The sequence below is a fragment of the Pragia fontium DSM 5563 = ATCC 49100 genome (assembly GCF_900112475.1).
GTDB lineage: Bacteria > Pseudomonadota > Gammaproteobacteria > Enterobacterales > Enterobacteriaceae > Pragia > Pragia fontium.
On the sequence record NZ_FOLW01000002.1, the window covers coordinates 69,432 to 86,968 of the forward strand.

The window sequence follows — 17,537 nt, forward strand, 5'->3', positions numbered from 1 at the left end:
TAAGAACGCTACAGGGATGTTTTAATATTATGAAAATAAAAAGAAAAAAAATAGTTTATTCTGTTTTATGTGCGCTTCTTATTTCCGGATGTCGTTCTGGAACGTCAGATACACAAATACATACATTAAACTCGGAAGAGAGTAGTGGCGTCCCGAATATTGAGGCCCCAAACAATGAGGTAGAAACGAATACTGCGGTTGTATTTAACTCGGTTATCGTTGCCTCTTCAGACCTCATGGCAGATAGCTCAAAAGAAGGAATATTTAAACCGGCATCCAGCGTTGGAATGTTTTCACTGACGGCGGCATTGAAACAAGCTCAAGAATATTCATTGCGTACGGTGATAAGCCGCGCAAAAGTTGATGAAGCAGAGTTACGAATCGATGAGGCTAAAGCAGGCTACTATCCAAAATTGCAAGCGATGGTAAAAACGGCAGATTGGCTCTCCGACCGCAGTGCTAAAGTGGCGCGATCTTTTGATGAATATTCCCAGATGCAATTAACATTGCAATATAACCTGATGGACTTTGGTCGAACCAGTCATGCGGTTGGCAGTGCCCATGAGATTCATCGGTCGGCACTTTTTAGTTCGGATAGTGAAATTAACTCGGTTTCTTTTGATACCACCAAAGCTTATCTCGATGTTCGTCGTTACACATTATTGCTGGCTGCCGCCAAAGATTACGTGACAGTGACTTCAGAGTTGGTTGATACATTAAAAATTAGGGTTGCTGGAGGTGGTTCCCCCGAATCGGAACTGATTAGAGGGCAGTTAGCGCTGACCAACGCTAAAAATCGTCAGAAAACCATTGATCTTCAGTTGACCAAAGCAAAACAAAAACTACGTAGTTTGTTGGGGCAAGAGATATCCATTGAAATGGTTGAGCTCGCAGATATTCCTGCGAACATTGATTTTAATGCCATGATTGCCAGAGTCCGGTTAGAAAATCCAAATATTAAAGCCCGTTTGGCTGAGCTGAACGGTGCTAAAGAGGATGTTTCTGCGGCCAGATCTGGTCGCTATCCTAGCGTGGATGTTGTTGGGGGTTACAAGCGGCCTTTCCAACACCCGGAGAATTTAGACGGTAACTATTTAGGCGGTAACGTTGCTTTGCAAGTGAGTGTTCCCGTACTGGATGGAGGAATTAATAGTTCACGTATTGGTCAGGCATTAGCTCGCTTACGTATGGCTGAAGCGTCATATGGTCAGTTACAGCGTGATGTCAGCGAAATGGCATTTAACTTATCTAACGATGCACTGAATGCCAAAGATTTGTGGAGAATCCAAGGTCAGGCCAAAACGGATGCCAGCCGTACGAAAAATTTATATTTAGATGAGTTTCGTTTAGGTACCCGTAGTTTGAATGACCTAATTAGCGTACAGACAGACTTCTTTAATGCCAGCGTGGGACGGGTGACATCGCAATATGATTATTATTTATCCGTATTAGGACTTTATCTGCTCTCAGGGCAGGTAGATAACGGCATTACCATGCTCAAGCTACGCTAAAAACAGGAAGCAGAAAGATGAAAGGGAATGGACATTTTTGGCCAGCTTACGTTGATATGATGACGGTCCTTTTACTGGTCTATTTACTTATTTCAATGATTTTTCAGGTTTTATTGATTGTTGCTCAACAAAATGTTGGTGTAAAGCTTAGTGCTCAGCAGCAGGTAGAGATTCACGCAGTTCCTCAAGGTTCTAAATTGAATGAATTACGTATGATGCTGGATGTTAATCAAAACTATCTGGGTTCGAAAAATAAGAAAGAGCTGATTAGCTGGCTGGAAAAATACAAGGATGACATTGAAAAAAATGGAGTGGTTATTTATGCCGCTTCAAAAGAAGGTAAGCAAATAGGTGTAAATCTGACGTTGCAATACGATCGTTGTCTGGAAGTGCTTAGGACTATGCAACAGTATGAAATATCGACTCAAAAAGTGACAATTAATAATTCATCAGTCAATATTTTTCCTGAGGATTTTGCGGCAATTTACCTTAAGTCACCGTCAGATGTACCAGTGAAAAATGACGAAATGAGTACATCTGACAGAGCAGGAAATCCTGCCTCAGTTGGAGGGGTATAGTGTCTCAACCAACCCTTATCAAGCGCGGGATGACTGCTTTCAGGCTGATAACAAGGTGGTTTCCTCAAGGAATAGCCGGTTATACCTTATTGGCATTTTTTCTGTTTTTTATTTGGGCATTTTGTTTCCAACTCGATGTATTAGTTAAAGGTAGCGGCGTCATCCGGGTAGAGAGTCGCAACCTTTTGCTACAGCATCCTGAAGGTGGGGTAGTACGACAACTATTGGTCCACGAGGGGGAAACAGTTACCAAAGGGCAGTTAATTGCGGTTATTGATAACAGTTTGATCAGTGAGGATTCAGCCAAGAATGAGGCAGAGCGTCAGGCGTTAAAAATAAGAGAACAGCGCTTGCAGCATGAATTATCAAAAACCAGATTTGAATTAACGCTGACTGGCAATGATGAAACAGACAAAATAGTCCGTAGTGAATATCAACTCTATTTGTCTCGCCAAACTGCATTGCATGAACAGCTACAGGTTAATAAAGCACAGTTGGAGCAGCGTAAAGCCCAGCAGACCGAACTGATGACCAAAGTCAGTGATTTAACCAAGCAGCTGGCCTTGTCACAAAGTCAGGTCAATCTCTATAGCTCCATGGTTGCTAAAGGAGCTGCTGCGGAAGCTTCGTTATTACAAAAACGGTCAGAATTCCAGCAAGTTCAAACTTCTCTGAATGAAGCACGTCTGAGATTACCAAAAGTCCAAAGTGAGTTAGATGAGTATCAGGCCAGATCTAATCAGGCTTTGGCTGATTTTATGTCGGATACACAAAGCCAGCTCAACCAAACCAAAGTCGAATTAAGCCGGGTTGATGTACAAAACACCGCGAGCGAAGGACGTAAAGCTAACGCTCGCATTGTTAGCCCGGTTGATGGCGTGGTTCAAAAACTATTCGTGGCCCATAACGGTGCGGTGATCAAGTCTGGTGGTGAAGTGATTGAAATTGCGCCGTCAAAAGTTCCATTAATTGCTGAAGTTAAAGTTCGACCGGAAGACCGGGATCGTATTTGGGAGAAAATGCCAGCGCGTTTGCATATCAGTGCATTTGGTTCGTCTTATGCCAATACATTGGAAGGGAAAATTACGGTAATTAGCGCGGATGCCATCAGCGATGAGCAAAATGGTCGCTATTACCTGATTAGCGTTGAAGTGCCTGAACAGCAATATGAAAAAGTTATTTATCCGGGAATGGGGGTTGATGCCTATTTGCTTACCGGAAAAAGAACACCGTTAGAATATTTAATTAAGCCATTATTAAATAATGCAAAATTAGCATTGTCTGAGCCATAGAAAAGGATTTTAGACAGTACCATATAAAAGGAACTGATAATGATAAACGATTTTCCATTACCGGCTTCACCTGCCGTTTCAGTTATTCCTATCACGTATGCGGATAACCATATCCCACTCGATTTTGATCAGATTCAATTACTGATTAATGGTCCGGATTTAATTATAAAAAGCGGGGATGATAAACAGCTGATATTGCCGTTGGGGGCTAAATTGGCCTCACTGAATCAGCATTTATTTACCCTGAGTTTTAGTGATGGAACGGTTATCAGTTCAGACGATTTACTCAGACAGGCCAAAGTCGAAATTGAAGCGCCGGGGATGAATAGAGCAGGAAAAGATCTCAAAGGAGAGCCAACGACAGAACCTCAGGTGGTGATTAAAGAGGTCATTAATCAAGTTATTATCGATGAAAATATCGGTGGTGCCGTTGACGAGGCGGAATCGGATGAGATTACCATAACTCAGATTGATAGCGCTCTGCCTTTACCGGACAAACAACCCGTCACTGAACTGTTGGTCAGATCTACCTCATCCGGGACTCCACCCGAACCTTTAGGCCAAGCGGCATCTGCCGGTGAATCTTCTCATCCACCGGTTACTCCTCCAGATACGGAGGGTAATGGTGTGGTTGCCATGCCACTAACCTTAACACAGGTAGCCGGTGTTGCGGATATGTTGAATCATTTTTGGCAAGGCGGGACGGGAAATCTGGCAGCAACCAAATCAGGTGATTGGGCAACTCAATATGTGGCGACTAATATTGATTTATCTGCGGAGTCATCTAATTGGACCATTCAAGTCAACAATAATCAGGTGATACCTGAAGGTATGGTTGCCAGGGTGATTCGGTTAGATAAGAGTAGTGGCGATATTAGTGTGACTGGCCTGCCTGCCGGATACGTATTGATTACTGCGGATAGTGCGGAAGGTAAATTTTACAATCTGCAACCTAATGAATTGATGCTTATTTATCCGCAAGGACATAAAGCATCGTTTGAATTGAGTTTTACCTATACCTCGTTATCCGGTACTCAGATCAAAGAGAGTGCTAAGTTTGTCATTGTTGATAATCCCACTACTAATATCGACAGTGATGGTCGCTTCCAGCTGTCAACAATGATGAATGACGTTAACGTTTTGGGCGGCAGCGGCGATGACCACATTATCGCCGGTCATCAATATGGTATTTATGATGGCGGTGCTGGACACAATACTGTGGATTATTCCGCTTCATCCCAGGCATTGGTGATTGACCTGACAAAAGGGGAAACCACCATTGCATCCAATGGTACTAAGCAGCATAGCCTAATTAATATTCAGGAAGTGGTCGGCTCAGATTATGGCGATACGCTGATTGGTAATAGTGTTGATAACGTTTTACGCGGTGGTGCTGGTGATGACTTGCTGATCGGCGGAGCGGGAAATAATCGCTTAGACGGCGGTAGTGGAATCAATACTGTTTCTTATGCGGCATCCACGACTGGCGTTTCCGTTGATCTTAGTGGTGGAGTGACCAGTAATAATGGACTAGGTGGTCAAGATACCCTGTTAAATATCCAAAATATTATTGGTAGTAGTCAGGATGATGTGTTGATTGGAAATCATCAAAATAACCATATTCAGGCGGGAAATGGTGACGATACCCTAATGGGAATGGGGGGCGATAACTATCTTGATGGCGGTGCTGGTATTAATACCGTGAGTTATGAGCACGATATTGCCGGTGTTCATGTGGATCTCTCTACGGGAGTCGCACAAAACGGCTTCGGTGGGACAGATACGCTGATCAATATCCAACAAATTATTGGTTCATCATTTAATGATGTTTTACTCAGTGGTCGGGGATATTCCTACATCCGAGGTGGTGGTGGGAATGATACGCTGATTATTAACGGTGACATGGCCAGCCGGGCAATACTTGAAGGTGGGCTAGGTGATGATATGTTTATTGCTGGTAACGGCGTGAATAAATTTATCGGCGGTGGTGGTTTTGACAAAGTTGATTATAGCCAGGCTCGTAGCGGTATTGATGCTAATCTAAAAACGGGTCAGGTTTATGATAATGGCTTTGGCGGCATGGATACGCTGGAGGAGATTTCAGCCATTATCGGTACCCAGTTTGCCGATCGTTTTATATTAGGTAACGGTAATCATCATATTTCGGCTGGCGGTGGAGATGACACCATTATTGCGGGTAGCGGAAATAATCATATTGACGGTGGAAGCGGGTTTAATACCGTTGACTATAGCGCTGCTGTTAGCGCGATTAACGTTGATCTACTGAGTGGTGTTGCCAGTAGTAACGGTTTTGGCGGTCAAGATAATCTAACCAACGTTAATCAGATTATCGGGACTGCATTTAACGATGTCATTGCCGGCGGTAATGGTGATGATGTTATTTATGCCGGTGATGGTGACGATATTATTCTTGGTTCATTAGGCAGCGATACGCTGTTTGGCGGGGAAGGGAATAATAAACTGGATTACAGTCGGTTATCTGCCGGCGTCACCATTGATGTCATTAACGGCCGTACAATCAAATCAGTCGGTGGGACAGATTCATTTTCACATTTCACCCAGTTTATTGGTTCTCTCGATAACGATGTATTCATTATGTCTAAGGGCAACTTCACTATCGACGGTGGTGCAGGGGTGGATACGGTTGATTATAGTCAGATCAGCGCGAGAATTGTGGTTGATTTACGCAGTGGCCGTGCCTACCAATTTGATGCCGCCAATGCTGATTTCGGCGTTCAGTACTTATCCTCAATAGAAAAAATTATCTTACCAAATTCAGTATCCGGTAGAGGAAGCGTGGTTTATACCGGTACCAGTGGTGGCCTTTGGGTTATGGGTAGTGATGGCGCAGATACCTTCTATGTTATGGGGGGAAGTAATACGTTTACTGGCGGAGGTGGTACTGATTGGATTTCTTATATACATGCCAAGTCTGGTGTCAACGTGAGAGTCGATGCCAATAACAATGGCAAAGCTACGAACAATGGTTATGGTGGTCAGGATATTCTCAACGGGATTGCTTATATTCAGGGGTCGTCACATGACGATTATCTGGCGGGTAATAACCTACTGAACGGACGCAAGGGTAACGATACTCTGGAAGGAACGGGCAGCGGTGCGATTGCTTATTATCGTGAATCACCGAGGGGTATTGTGGCGGACCTGGAAGCTGGGATAGTGAGTGATGACGGCTATGGATATCAGGATAAGTTAATCAATATCAACAAGATATATGGCAGCGATAGCGGCGATATTATCTATGGTAATTCGCAAGATAATGTCATTAGTACTTATGAGGGGAATGATTTAATTTTTGGCAGCAAAGGTAATGACTTTCTTAATGGTGGCAGTGGCATTGATACCGTTGATTATAGCCTGCTGGACGCTGGGATCCAGGCCAACCTGTCAACGAAGATAGTGAATAAAGGCGTTAACGGTAAAGATAATTTGGCATCAATAGAAAATCTGACTGGAACGATATTTGATGATGTCCTGATCGGTGATGCAGGGAATAATATTCTGGTTGGTGGTGGTGGTAATGACATTCTCATTGGCGGCGGTGGTGATGATTTACTTTTCGGTGGTAATGGATTTGTTACCGCCAGCTATCAAACATCGACCTCAGGTATTCATGCCAATTTGAGTACCGGGGTGGTTGCTGATGGTTTAGATGGAACAGATACGCTGGTTCAGATTAATAAAATTTTGGGCTCATCCCATGATGATATCTTCACCATTACCAGTAGTAGCGATCTGCAGAACTATGTTATTGACGGCGGGGCAGGTATCGATACGTTGAAGAAAGTCGGTTCTGGCCAGACGTTCAATTTAACCGGTCCAGATTTTCAGATTAGTAATATTGAACGGTTTGATTTTGCTGATAAAGCTGCCGACGACATTACTGTCGATCTTAATGCGTTATTTGCCGGGCAGGCTGCCACCTCTTCTATTTTTATGAATACCGATGCTGCCGATGTTGTTCATCTCTCTGGTAGCGGTTGGTCAATGGTCGCTAGCGATGCGAATAGTGAAACATGGGCTAACGGGAATCAGACCTTCAGCCATACGTGGGCTTAAGCTATGACACTAAGCAAGAATAACCAAGGCAGCATAAGCAGCATAAAAGGATTTAACCATGAATAATAATGTATCTGTACCTGGCACCAATCCCACATCCATGGTGCCTTTTACCTATGCTGAAAATAAAATTCCTTTTTCCTGGAGTAAAGATGACGTTCAGCTATTGATTAATGGGCCTGACCTGATTATTCAAACCAGCAATGGCGAACAGATAATTTTGATGCTGGGAGCTGAGTTGGCATCGTTGCATGATGGGTTGTTCAGACTCATATTCAGCGATGGTAAAGTACTGGATTCAAGTGAAATTATTACTCAGGCAAAAATACAGAGTACTGCACCAGAGAGAGATAAGGCACCTGAGAGCCTAAATCCAGAAGCACTTCAGGAAGGTAATATCGTCGTTAAAGAAGTTGTTGTCGAAGATATTATTACCATAGACAGCAAGGGTGGTGGTGCAACAGAACAACAAGATGATTCAACCTACGTTCAATTAGATGCCACTGTTGAGACGACGCTGACGAAAAATCAGGTTGTTGATGACTCTATTCCTGTGATTAAGAAAAGTTCGGGTTCTCCACCGGTCGAGCAGCAAATTCAAAACAGTAATATTCCGACGCTAGGTGAGCCAACGGAGCCAACCATTGTTTATCCTAAGGTCACATTATTGCAAGTGAGTTCATGGCGTGATCCTGTTGCTCATCGTTATCAAGTGGGGACGGGGAGTGAGGAGGCCAGAACGGATGGCAGCATTAAGCAACAGTATCAATCTACGCGAATTGATTTATCTAATGAAAGCGCTAATTGGACTATTGATGTTCAGAACACCGCGTATTTTGCTGATGGAATGGTCAGCCGGATCATTCGTTTTGATGAGGCCATGGGCCAGGTAACCTTAAGCGGATTGCCGGCAGGATACCAAATGATTACCGGAGGTACGGCAGAGGGGAATCGATACGGTTTATTACCGGGTGAAATAATGTTGATTTATCCTCAGTCACAATACGATACCTTTACTGCAAACGTCTCTTTTACCGACGCTGAAGGCAATATCAAGCAGCAGAAAATGACCTTTAGCGTAGTGGATAATCCGACATCGTTAATTGATAGTAAGGGACAAATCCAACTGGCAGCGAGCCCGAATGATGTGTCTGTCATTGGTGGTACCGGCGATGATTTTATCATTGCCGGTAAAGGGAATGACAGTTATGACGGTGGGGCTGGGAGCAACACTGTTGATTTCAGCAAAATTACTGTCGGAATAACGGTTAATTTAACGGAAGGAACCGTTACTGGTGGTGGGCAATATAGTTTGTCTAATATTCAGAATATTATTGGTACAGATTATGATGACGTGTTGATCGGCAATCACCAGAATAATCATCTACAAGGTGGGTTGGGTAACGATACGCTAATTGGTGGTGGTGGGAATAATATTCTCGACGGCGGTGAAGGTGTTAACACCTTGAGCTATCAACATGCCAATTCCGCCGTGAGTGTTGATCTGAGCTTGAATCAGGCCACCAATAATGGGGAAGGTGGTACCGATCAAATCACGAATATTCAAAACGTCATAGGAAGCCAACATAACGATCGGATTGTGGGTAATGGGAGTGATAATTATCTATCTGGTGGGGATGGTGATGATGTCCTTATTGGTATGGGTGGAAATAATACTCTTGATGGCGGAACGGGCATCAATACTGCCAGCTATGAGAATTCAACGTCAGGTATTCAAGCCGATTTAATAACCAAGATGGTCAGTAATGGTTTTGGTGGAACGGATACTTTAATCAATATTCAGGACATTATTGGCTCTAGTTTTAATGACAGAATTGTGAGTGGCAACGGTAGTTCCTCAATCCACGCGGGAGCGGGTAACGACATTATTATCGTCGGCGGAAATGCAAGTAGTCGAGCTATTCTGGATGGTGGTGAAGGCGATGATTTATTTATTGCTGGCTATGGCTATAACGCCTTTATTGGCGGAGGCGGTATTGATACGGTTGATTATAGTCATGCATTAACTGGTATTAACATCAGTATGAAAGATAATCGCGCCTATGTGAATGGATTTGGCGGTATCGATCAATTTGACGGGATTACCGGTATTATAGGTTCTGAATTCGACGACCGTATTGAGCTCGGTGCGAACGATGCCATTATTCATGCGGGCGCTGGAAACGATCTAATTATTGCTGGTGGCTCCGGGACTAATTTGATTGATGGCGGCAGTGGCATTAATACGTTGGACTATAGTAATGCAGCATCCGGTATCGATCTCAGCTTGCAACAAGGTAAGGCGCGACAGAATGGATTTGGCGGTCAGGATACAATCGCGAATATCCAAAACTTAGTCGGTTCGGGATGGAACGACACTATCGAAGGCGATGATCACGATAATAATATTAGCGCTGGAGCGGGTGATGATTGGGTATACGGTTCCAAAGGCAATGATGTCATTGATGGTGGAAAGGGCAGTAATACTCTGGACTATAGCCGGTTATCTGAAGGTGTCACCGTTAATATGGTGCAGGGCACTGTACAGAAAGGGATAAACGGTAGCGATAGTTTTACTTCCTTCGACAGTTTTATTGGTACGGAACAAGACGATTCATTTCTTATTACTACTGAGGTTGCTTCAATTGATGGCGGTGCTGGCTTTGACAGCGTGGACTTTGGCACTATCGGTGGCAGCTTTATCGTTGATTTGTCTAGCGGAACCGTTGTTGGGCGCAATGGTACTAATCAGAATATGGGAACAATACGCCTGAACGGTATCGAAAAGGTTATCATCAGTTCGGGAGTTGGCAGCCATTTCATTGGTCATATGACCGAGAGTAATGAGTTTGTTGGTAGTGCCGGCAATGATATTTTCCGTGCTAACGGTGGCAATAATGTGATTACTGGAGGCGGAGGCGCTGATTGGGTGGAATATATTAGTGCTACCCAAGGTGTTAACGTTAATCTGAATCAAAACGGTATTGGCCTTGGTGTAAGTAGCGATAACGGATTTGGTGGGCAAGATATTTTAAATGGTATCACTCATCTTCGGGGTTCTTCTTTCGATGACGTTTTAACCGGCAGTCATTACCTTGATGGCGGTCGTGGCAATGATGTTTTGGTCGGGGATAATGGCGCTACGGCATATGCCTATTATGGTTCAGTAAGCTCAGGAAGAGGGGTAGTTGTCGACTTGGCTGCGGGTATCACTTCAGAAGACGGATATGGTACTCAGGATACTCTGTCGGGCATAAGGAACGTTATTGGTTCAAGTAATAACGATACGGTATATGGCGATAATAGTAATAATATCATCAGACTCGGTGCGGGTGATGATTATATGTATGGTAGCCAAGGAAATGACGCATTATATGGCGAGGCTGGCACAGATACCATTGACTATAGTTTGTTAAATGCTGCTGTTAATGTGGATCTGTCTACTGGTAAAGCGAATAAAGGCGCTAACGGTACAGATACGTTAAGCAGTTTTGAGAATATTACCGGTACACAATATGCCGATGTATTAAAAGGGGATAACGGCAGTAATGTTATTCGCGGCGGCGGTGGAGACGATATTCTTATTGGCTTGGGCGGCAATGACACTTTAATTGGTGGTGATGGCTTTGTGACCGCCGATTACAGCTTATCTCCAGACGGAATCATTGCCAATCTTTCCAATGGTCAGGTTCAGGATGGTCACGGTAGTCTGGACACGCTGATCTCCATTTCAAAAATTACCGGCTCAGGTAAAGACGATATATTCCAAATAACCAATAATCTGGATTTGCATCAGTATACGCTCGATGGTGGGGCGGGGAATGATGTGATTAAAAAATCTGGCGCTGGAGGATTATTTACGATCGGTGACAGTAACTTTCATATTGCTAATATTGAAAAGCTGGATTTTGCCGACGGTAAAAATGACACGCTTAATGTGGATCTTTCCGGTTTGTTCAATGGATATTCATCAAATGCTTCAATCAATTTGAATACTGATGCTGGAGATACGGTAAATATCAGCCCTGGTGGTGGCTGGAGCCTGACTGCCAGCGGTAGTGGCCATGAAACGTGGAGTCATGGTGAGCAATCTTTTACTTGGTCATGGGCATAAAATCCAGCGAATGATAGATAAAAAATAGGCGTTTATAAAGATGGCATTTATTGATCCAGAATTAAATAAACTTGGTAATGAGAGCGCCAACTTATCAGGAAAGTATATCTCATTAGGAGATGGACTGGTCGAGGCTGCTAATAGGCTGTCTTTGCCTATTGCTCGTTGGGAGTGGCAGCATAGCTCAGAGCAGCTATCATCAAATGCCCAACCAGAAGTTTGGTTTGAGCAGGCAAAGAAAATTTTGGATGTTGAAGCAATATTCTGTAGCCCGGATCATCAGATTCTGAATGGCGCGGTGTATCTGATTGAGACTAATAATGGCTGGTTAGTATTGCAAGCGGGAAGAGAGAGACAGCTTAAAACACCAGAAGGACAACTTTTATCATTAGCTGAAAGTCGTGCCTGGCGTATTGTCCCGCTAGAAAAAGAACGTTTATTAAGCTGGCGTTCTTTATTCAAGCTGGGAGAGCAAGAAGGGCGAATTGTGACTCGTTTATTGTGGTCAACATTGATTATTAACCTTCTGGCTATCGTTATGCCACTTTACTTAAATGCCATTTATGATCGGATAATTCCGGGGCATGCGGATGCTTCGCTCTGGACATTATCCATTGTTGTGTTGCTGGCTTTAGCTGTTGAATACGTCTTTCGTATGGAAAGAGTTAAAACCGGTTGCCATTTTTTAACCTCAATGCAGCAACGGCTCGAACCCGGTTTAATCCGCGATCTTATCCATGTCACGCCAACTCAAGACAATCGCTGGGGCAGAAACGTCTTAGAAGCGATGAATAACTGGAATCGCTTTCGTATGCAATGTCTGGGGTTATTTTCGAGTTCTGCCCTCGATTTAGCCTTCTGTATTATCTATTTCGTAGCCATTGCGGCGATTGCCGGTTGGCTCGTTCTGGTACCGCTGTTTATTTTTATATGTGCCATTATTCGTGTTGTGGTTTTCCATAGGGAAAGCGAGAAGATTCCAACCATTCAGGCCCAGGTTCCTTTCTCTACCGGGATGTTAGAGAACTATCAAGCGACGGTTGCTTATCAAAATGCGTCTTTACGCTTTCTTTGTGCTAATGAAAAAGCGCAACAGGCAGAACAGGCTCGTTTTATTGCTCAGAATAGATGTAGTGCCTCGTTGTTAGCGCTGATGAATATTCAAACTGTATTGGCGGTTATCGGTGCATTTTATTTGGTGCAACTCGGTGGTATGTCTCCTGCCGGATTATTTGCAACTATCATTATCGCCGGTCGTCTTGGACAACCTATATTTTCTCTGATGCATCTGTTGCCAAATGTGCAGCAAATGCGCCGGTCAATGCGAGAAACTAATCGGTTGTTACAAGAGCGAAATCAAGAGTCTGATACTAACCTTATGGGATACCACGGCCCGCAAAATGGTTGGGGCGTTTCACAGTTGGAGTTCAAATATCATTCTGCGTTACCCTTGGTTAGTCAGCTCAATTTTAACATTGGACCTAAAGAGAAAGTTGCTATTGTCGGCGGCGCGGGGGCAGGAAAAAGTACCGTATTGAAATTATTGATGGGTATTTTATCTCCGGTTGGCGGTCATGTTACATGGAATGGATTGCTGTTATCCGCAGATACTGTTAATTCAATGCGTAATAGCGTTCATTATTCCTGGCAGGATAGTGACATTATTGGTGATACATTATACGAGTATTTATCTTTAGATAATGCGATTACCAATAATCCGGAAGCCATTCTGAATATTTTAAAGCGGGTTAATTTAACCAATTTACTGCCTTTTCTTAATCAAGGGCTAAATACTCAGTGGAAAAATCTGGCAGTACCGTTAACGGCTTTACAAAGACAGCAGCTGTCACTGGCTCGGTTATTATTGTCACAGCGTAAGTTTTGTATATTAGATAATCCCAGTGCCCATTTGGATGCGGCTTCTGAATTAGTGCTTATTGAACAGCTAAAAGAAAGAGTTGAAGCCGGTGAAGGATTTCTGATTGCAACGGATAGAGCTAATTTAGTTTCCTTAGCCGATCGCGTTATTATGTTGAGCTCCGGAAATGTTATATTTGATGGTAATAGAAGTGATTTCAGTGCGTTTTTACAGGCCAGAAGAGATAACTGAGCCTGATTTTTAATTCCCTTTATAATATTATTGATAAAGGTCAGGCTAATAAGAATAGCCTGACCTTTTTTATTGATAATTCCTATCTTTTAAAACCTAATCTTAACAATAATTATCTTTTTCTATTTTAAACTCGTGTTTCTTGAGTGTTAAAACTTTGTTTTTTAGAAATTTGATACAAATCAAACAGATCTGTAACTTGTTAATTATTGGCGTAAAAACATTATTTAATAAATCAATCTGGACTCAAAATCTAATTTTTTGTTGAAAATTGGTTTTTTTATCTGTAGTTTATGGTTTTCTTCATTAAGGTTTATTCTTTGGTTTTTAACAATATAATCAAAAAATCGATATGGATGTTAATGGTTATTAATCGGGTTATTTTTATTAATGAGTTTTGTTTTTATATTTTAAGTAAAAATCAGGCCTTTTGATTTTTTATAACGATGATAAACCGATTGTGAGAAATTTTTATCAGGTGAAATTACATTATGATATATCTAATAAATAATAATATTGTTTATAATACTGAAGATAGAACCTTAGTTATGCAGCAAGACGACATGTCAACCGTCATGTTATCTAATTCATCTAATAGATTGCTTTATGAATTGCTATATAACTATGGACAAACGGTTTCTCGCGATACGCTATTTCAGAATGTATGGGATAATCATGGTCTGGTTTCATCAAATAGTAATTTAAATCATTATATTAGTCAGCTAAGAAAGAACCTTATTTCTTTTGGCTTATCGGATAAAATCATCATTACGATTCCTAAGGTCGGTTTCAAATTTAGTGAAAAAATTCCGGTTATGATTCTGGACAGTGGTGGTGAAACACCGCGAGCAGAAAATGAAACTGATAGATTAGAATCAATTGATTTACAGCTTAATAAATTAACCTCTGAAATATTAGTTGAAACGCAAATTCGACATGAAGAGGTTGATGAGCCTTTACCCCTAAAAGTGGATGAGACACCTAACATTCATAATAATGAGGTGACTAAGGCAAGGTTTAAATGGCCTGGTAAAATATTTTATATTTCCCTGCTACTTTTAGCTTTAATTTCTGCGGTGACTATAGCTTTTTTTGCTATGGAACATAAGAAAAGCAATAGTGGTTTGTTTTTGTCTGCAAAAAGCATCTGTCCTATATATACCTTTTATCCATTATCTACAGATGAAAAAGTAAAAATGGTTGATAACGTTGATGCGATACTGAAAGAAAATAATATTTCCTGCGGAAAAGAAAAGTTTGTTATGGTTCATTATAATAGCCAGATATTAATATCCCTTTGTTCAGTAAAAGGTGAACGAACATTCTCTTGTTCTAAGATTAAATTTTGATATCAATTGTTGTTTAGCCTTTTTTATTGAAGGACCATGTGGATGGTTGAGTTAAGGCCCCTTTGTAAAAAGGGGCCTTAATTTATCTCTGATTGTTATTATATTTAACGGATATAACCCTTTAATATCACTTTGTTTTTATCAAATGTTGCTGCATTCTTTGATTTTAGTTTAAAAATAACATTAATTATTATTTTTTGAAATAATCATCTGCCTTGTTTTTGTTTATGGTGGTAAAAACTATATAACGGTGATATTTAGATTAAGCTTTTTTTTAGTGAAAATTGCCTATTATAATTAAGTGGTGCGGAGATTGACTCTCTATCATCGTTATTTTGATGATGGTTTAAATAATTATTTCTAGTTTCTATCTCCGCGGTTAATAATCAAAATTATTAAATAAAATAGTTGTGATTTTTACCAGTGGCCATTGGCTGATTTTATTAATTTAAAAATAGAAGGGTTTAATAAAATGAGAGTGAATAAAACTCCTTGTAGATTTTGTGGGGAAGTTGAAGGTGTGCGTAAACATGGCAGCGGTAAGTCGACAAAAATTCAACGTTATTATTGTACTCATTGTGCGAAAACATTTCAGGCAAAGTATATTTATAACATAATTCAACCAGACGTATCTTCATCGGATGTAGTGAATAAAACACGTTATTCTTCAACTAATTCAGTGAACTCATCGACAATGATGAATAATTAAAAATATCATTTTGAAGAATACGTTATTTCTACAGCTTATGATTTTAACTAAAAATCATTCAGAGAAGATCGGCTATTCGTTTGACTTTGAATGATTTTATGATGGTGTCCCCTGCAGGAATCGAACCTGCAACTAGCCCTTAGGAGGGGCTCGTTATATCCATTTAACTAAGGGGACATCTAAGATTTTGCAGTATACCTGCTTTTATCATGATATCCAGCGGACGGGGGCGTGTTTGTGCAACTTGTAACCGATTTTCTGCAAAATATTTCCGGTCATTCATTGGCGATTAAATATTGTCGATGAATTTTACATTCCATTCGGTTTCTCGTTTCTGTTTTGATCTGAATTCTATATTTACTCATAAATAGGTATGTGTCGGGCAGGCGTCACGCTACGAGCGAGCGAAATGCTGTGATATGATAATGGCAAGATTCATTATTCAAGCCATGTATAAAACGATGCTGGAAGTGCAAGGACTAAATTGTATCCGTGATGAGAGAGCTCTGTTTACAGAGCTAAGTTTCGTTATACATTCCGGTGAACTGGTACAGATTGAAGGGCCGAATGGCGCAGGGAAAACCAGTTTATTACGAATATTGGCAGGGTTAGCCAGCGCTGATGGCGGTGAAGTGTTATGGCAGGGCAACTCGATTTACCGTAACCGTGACAGTTTCAATCAATCCCTCTTATATATTGGTCATCATGCTGGTGTAAAAGCCGTGCTTACTCCATTTGAAAACCTCTCTTTTTTTCAGCAGGCAACCAGTGAGAAAAATAGCGATGCTATTTGGCAGGCTTTATCTCAAGTTGGATTAGTCGGTTATGAAGATGTCCCTGTTGCTCAACTCTCTGCCGGACAACATCGTCGGGTAGCTTTAGCACGTTTGTGGCTGAGTGACGCACCACTATGGATTTTGGATGAACCGCTGACTGCAATTGATAAACAAGGGGTTGCATATCTAACTCAATTGTTTGAGCAGCATGCGGAAAAGGGCGGCATTGTGATATTAACCACCCATCAGGACATGATGAGTTCGCGTTGTCCGATCCGTAAAATTAAACTTGATGGCGGGGTGTGGCGCTGATGTTTTTCGCTATTTTACATCGTGAGTTGAAAATCGCCTTTCGTAAGGGCGCGGAGATTATCAATCCACTTTGGTTTTTCCTAATTGTAATCACGCTCTTTCCATTAAGTATTGGTCCTGAACCTCAGCTACTTTCACGGATTGCTCCGGGTATCGTTTGGGTTGCGGCACTGTTGGCCTCTTTGCTCTCGTTGGAACGTTTACTACGGGATGATTTTCTTGATGGTTCTCTGGAGCAACTGATGTTGCTACCTGTGCCATTACCGATGACTATTCTAGCGAAAGTATGTGCTCACTGGTTATTAACCGGTTTGCCGCTCATTATTTTGTCGCCGTTGGTCGCGCTACTATTGTCATTTGACTTTGCTACCTGGAAAGCGGTGACGTTGACCCTGCTGTTAGGCACGCCAACCTTAAGCTTTATTGGTGCGATTGGTGTATCGTTAACCGTCGGGTTGCGTAAAGGCGGGGTGTTGCTTAGTTTGCTGATTTTACCGTTATATATTCCCGTATTGATTTTTGCCACATCAGCGATTGATGCTGCATCGATGGCGCTGCCAATCAATGGCTATTTAGCAATTTTGGGGGCGATTTTGGCCGGAACGGCAACCTTGGCTCCTTTTGCGGCTTCATCCGCTTTGCGGGTAAGCGTGCAGTAACAGAAAAAACATAATTTTAATGATATTTC

General features: G+C 41.8%; 9 protein-coding genes and 1 tRNA gene. 9 read left to right on the top strand and 1 reads right to left on the bottom strand.

Annotated elements, in window-relative coordinates:
• Positions 1-29: 29 nt before the first annotated feature.
• The 7 genes from BMZ28_RS03400 to BMZ28_RS03430 all read left to right on the top strand — a co-directional run bounded on the left by BMZ28_RS03400 (position 30) and on the right by BMZ28_RS03430 (position 15,052).
• Positions 30-1,511, top strand: coding sequence for a TolC family protein (locus BMZ28_RS03400; RefSeq protein ID WP_074820717.1), 1,482 nt, complete (start codon positions 30-32; stop codon positions 1,509-1,511).
• Positions 1,512-1,528: 17 nt separating this feature from the next.
• Positions 1,529-2,089 carry a hypothetical protein gene (locus BMZ28_RS03405; RefSeq protein ID WP_047780394.1) on the top strand — a complete coding sequence of 187 codons (561 nt, stop codon included), beginning with the start codon at positions 1,529-1,531 and terminating at the stop codon, positions 2,087-2,089.
• Positions 2,089-3,381 (top strand): HlyD family type I secretion periplasmic adaptor subunit, encoded by a 1,293-nt coding sequence (locus BMZ28_RS03410; protein WP_047780395.1) that lies wholly within the window; start codon positions 2,089-2,091, stop codon positions 3,379-3,381. Before BMZ28_RS03405 ends, BMZ28_RS03410 begins: the two co-directional genes overlap by 1 nt.
• Before the next feature lie 39 nt (positions 3,382-3,420).
• The gene (locus BMZ28_RS17465; protein WP_169052199.1) at positions 3,421-7,479 is read left to right on the top strand and encodes a beta strand repeat-containing protein; all 4,059 of its coding nucleotides are present in this window, start codon (positions 3,421-3,423) and stop codon (positions 7,477-7,479) included.
• A gap of 58 nt (positions 7,480-7,537) precedes the next feature.
• Positions 7,538-11,593, top strand: coding sequence for a beta strand repeat-containing protein (locus BMZ28_RS03420; RefSeq protein WP_074820719.1), 4,056 nt, complete (start codon positions 7,538-7,540; stop codon positions 11,591-11,593).
• A gap of 40 nt (positions 11,594-11,633) precedes the next feature.
• Positions 11,634-13,703, top strand: coding sequence for an ATP-binding cassette domain-containing protein (locus BMZ28_RS03425; protein ID WP_074820721.1), 2,070 nt, complete (start codon positions 11,634-11,636; stop codon positions 13,701-13,703).
• A gap of 491 nt (positions 13,704-14,194) precedes the next feature.
• Entirely contained in the window at positions 14,195-15,052 is an 858-nt protein-coding gene (locus BMZ28_RS03430) for a winged helix-turn-helix domain-containing protein (protein ID WP_053007543.1), read from the top strand.
• Between the two features lie 811 nt (positions 15,053-15,863).
• Here the strand turns inward: BMZ28_RS03430 and BMZ28_RS03435 are convergent.
• Positions 15,864-15,938, bottom strand: a tRNA-Arg gene (locus tag BMZ28_RS03435).
• Positions 15,939-16,222: 284 nt separating this feature from the next.
• On the opposite strand from BMZ28_RS03435, the gene ccmA reads away from it, so the two are divergent.
• The gene (ccmA, locus tag BMZ28_RS03440) at positions 16,223-16,849 is read left to right on the top strand and encodes a cytochrome c biogenesis heme-transporting ATPase CcmA (protein WP_074821478.1); all 627 of its coding nucleotides are present in this window, start codon (positions 16,223-16,225) and stop codon (positions 16,847-16,849) included.
• Positions 16,849-17,508, top strand: a complete 660-nt coding sequence (gene ccmB, locus BMZ28_RS03445; protein WP_047780399.1) for a heme exporter protein CcmB — start codon at positions 16,849-16,851, stop codon at positions 17,506-17,508. Before ccmA ends, ccmB begins: the two co-directional genes overlap by 1 nt.
• Positions 17,509-17,537 lie beyond the last annotated feature (29 nt).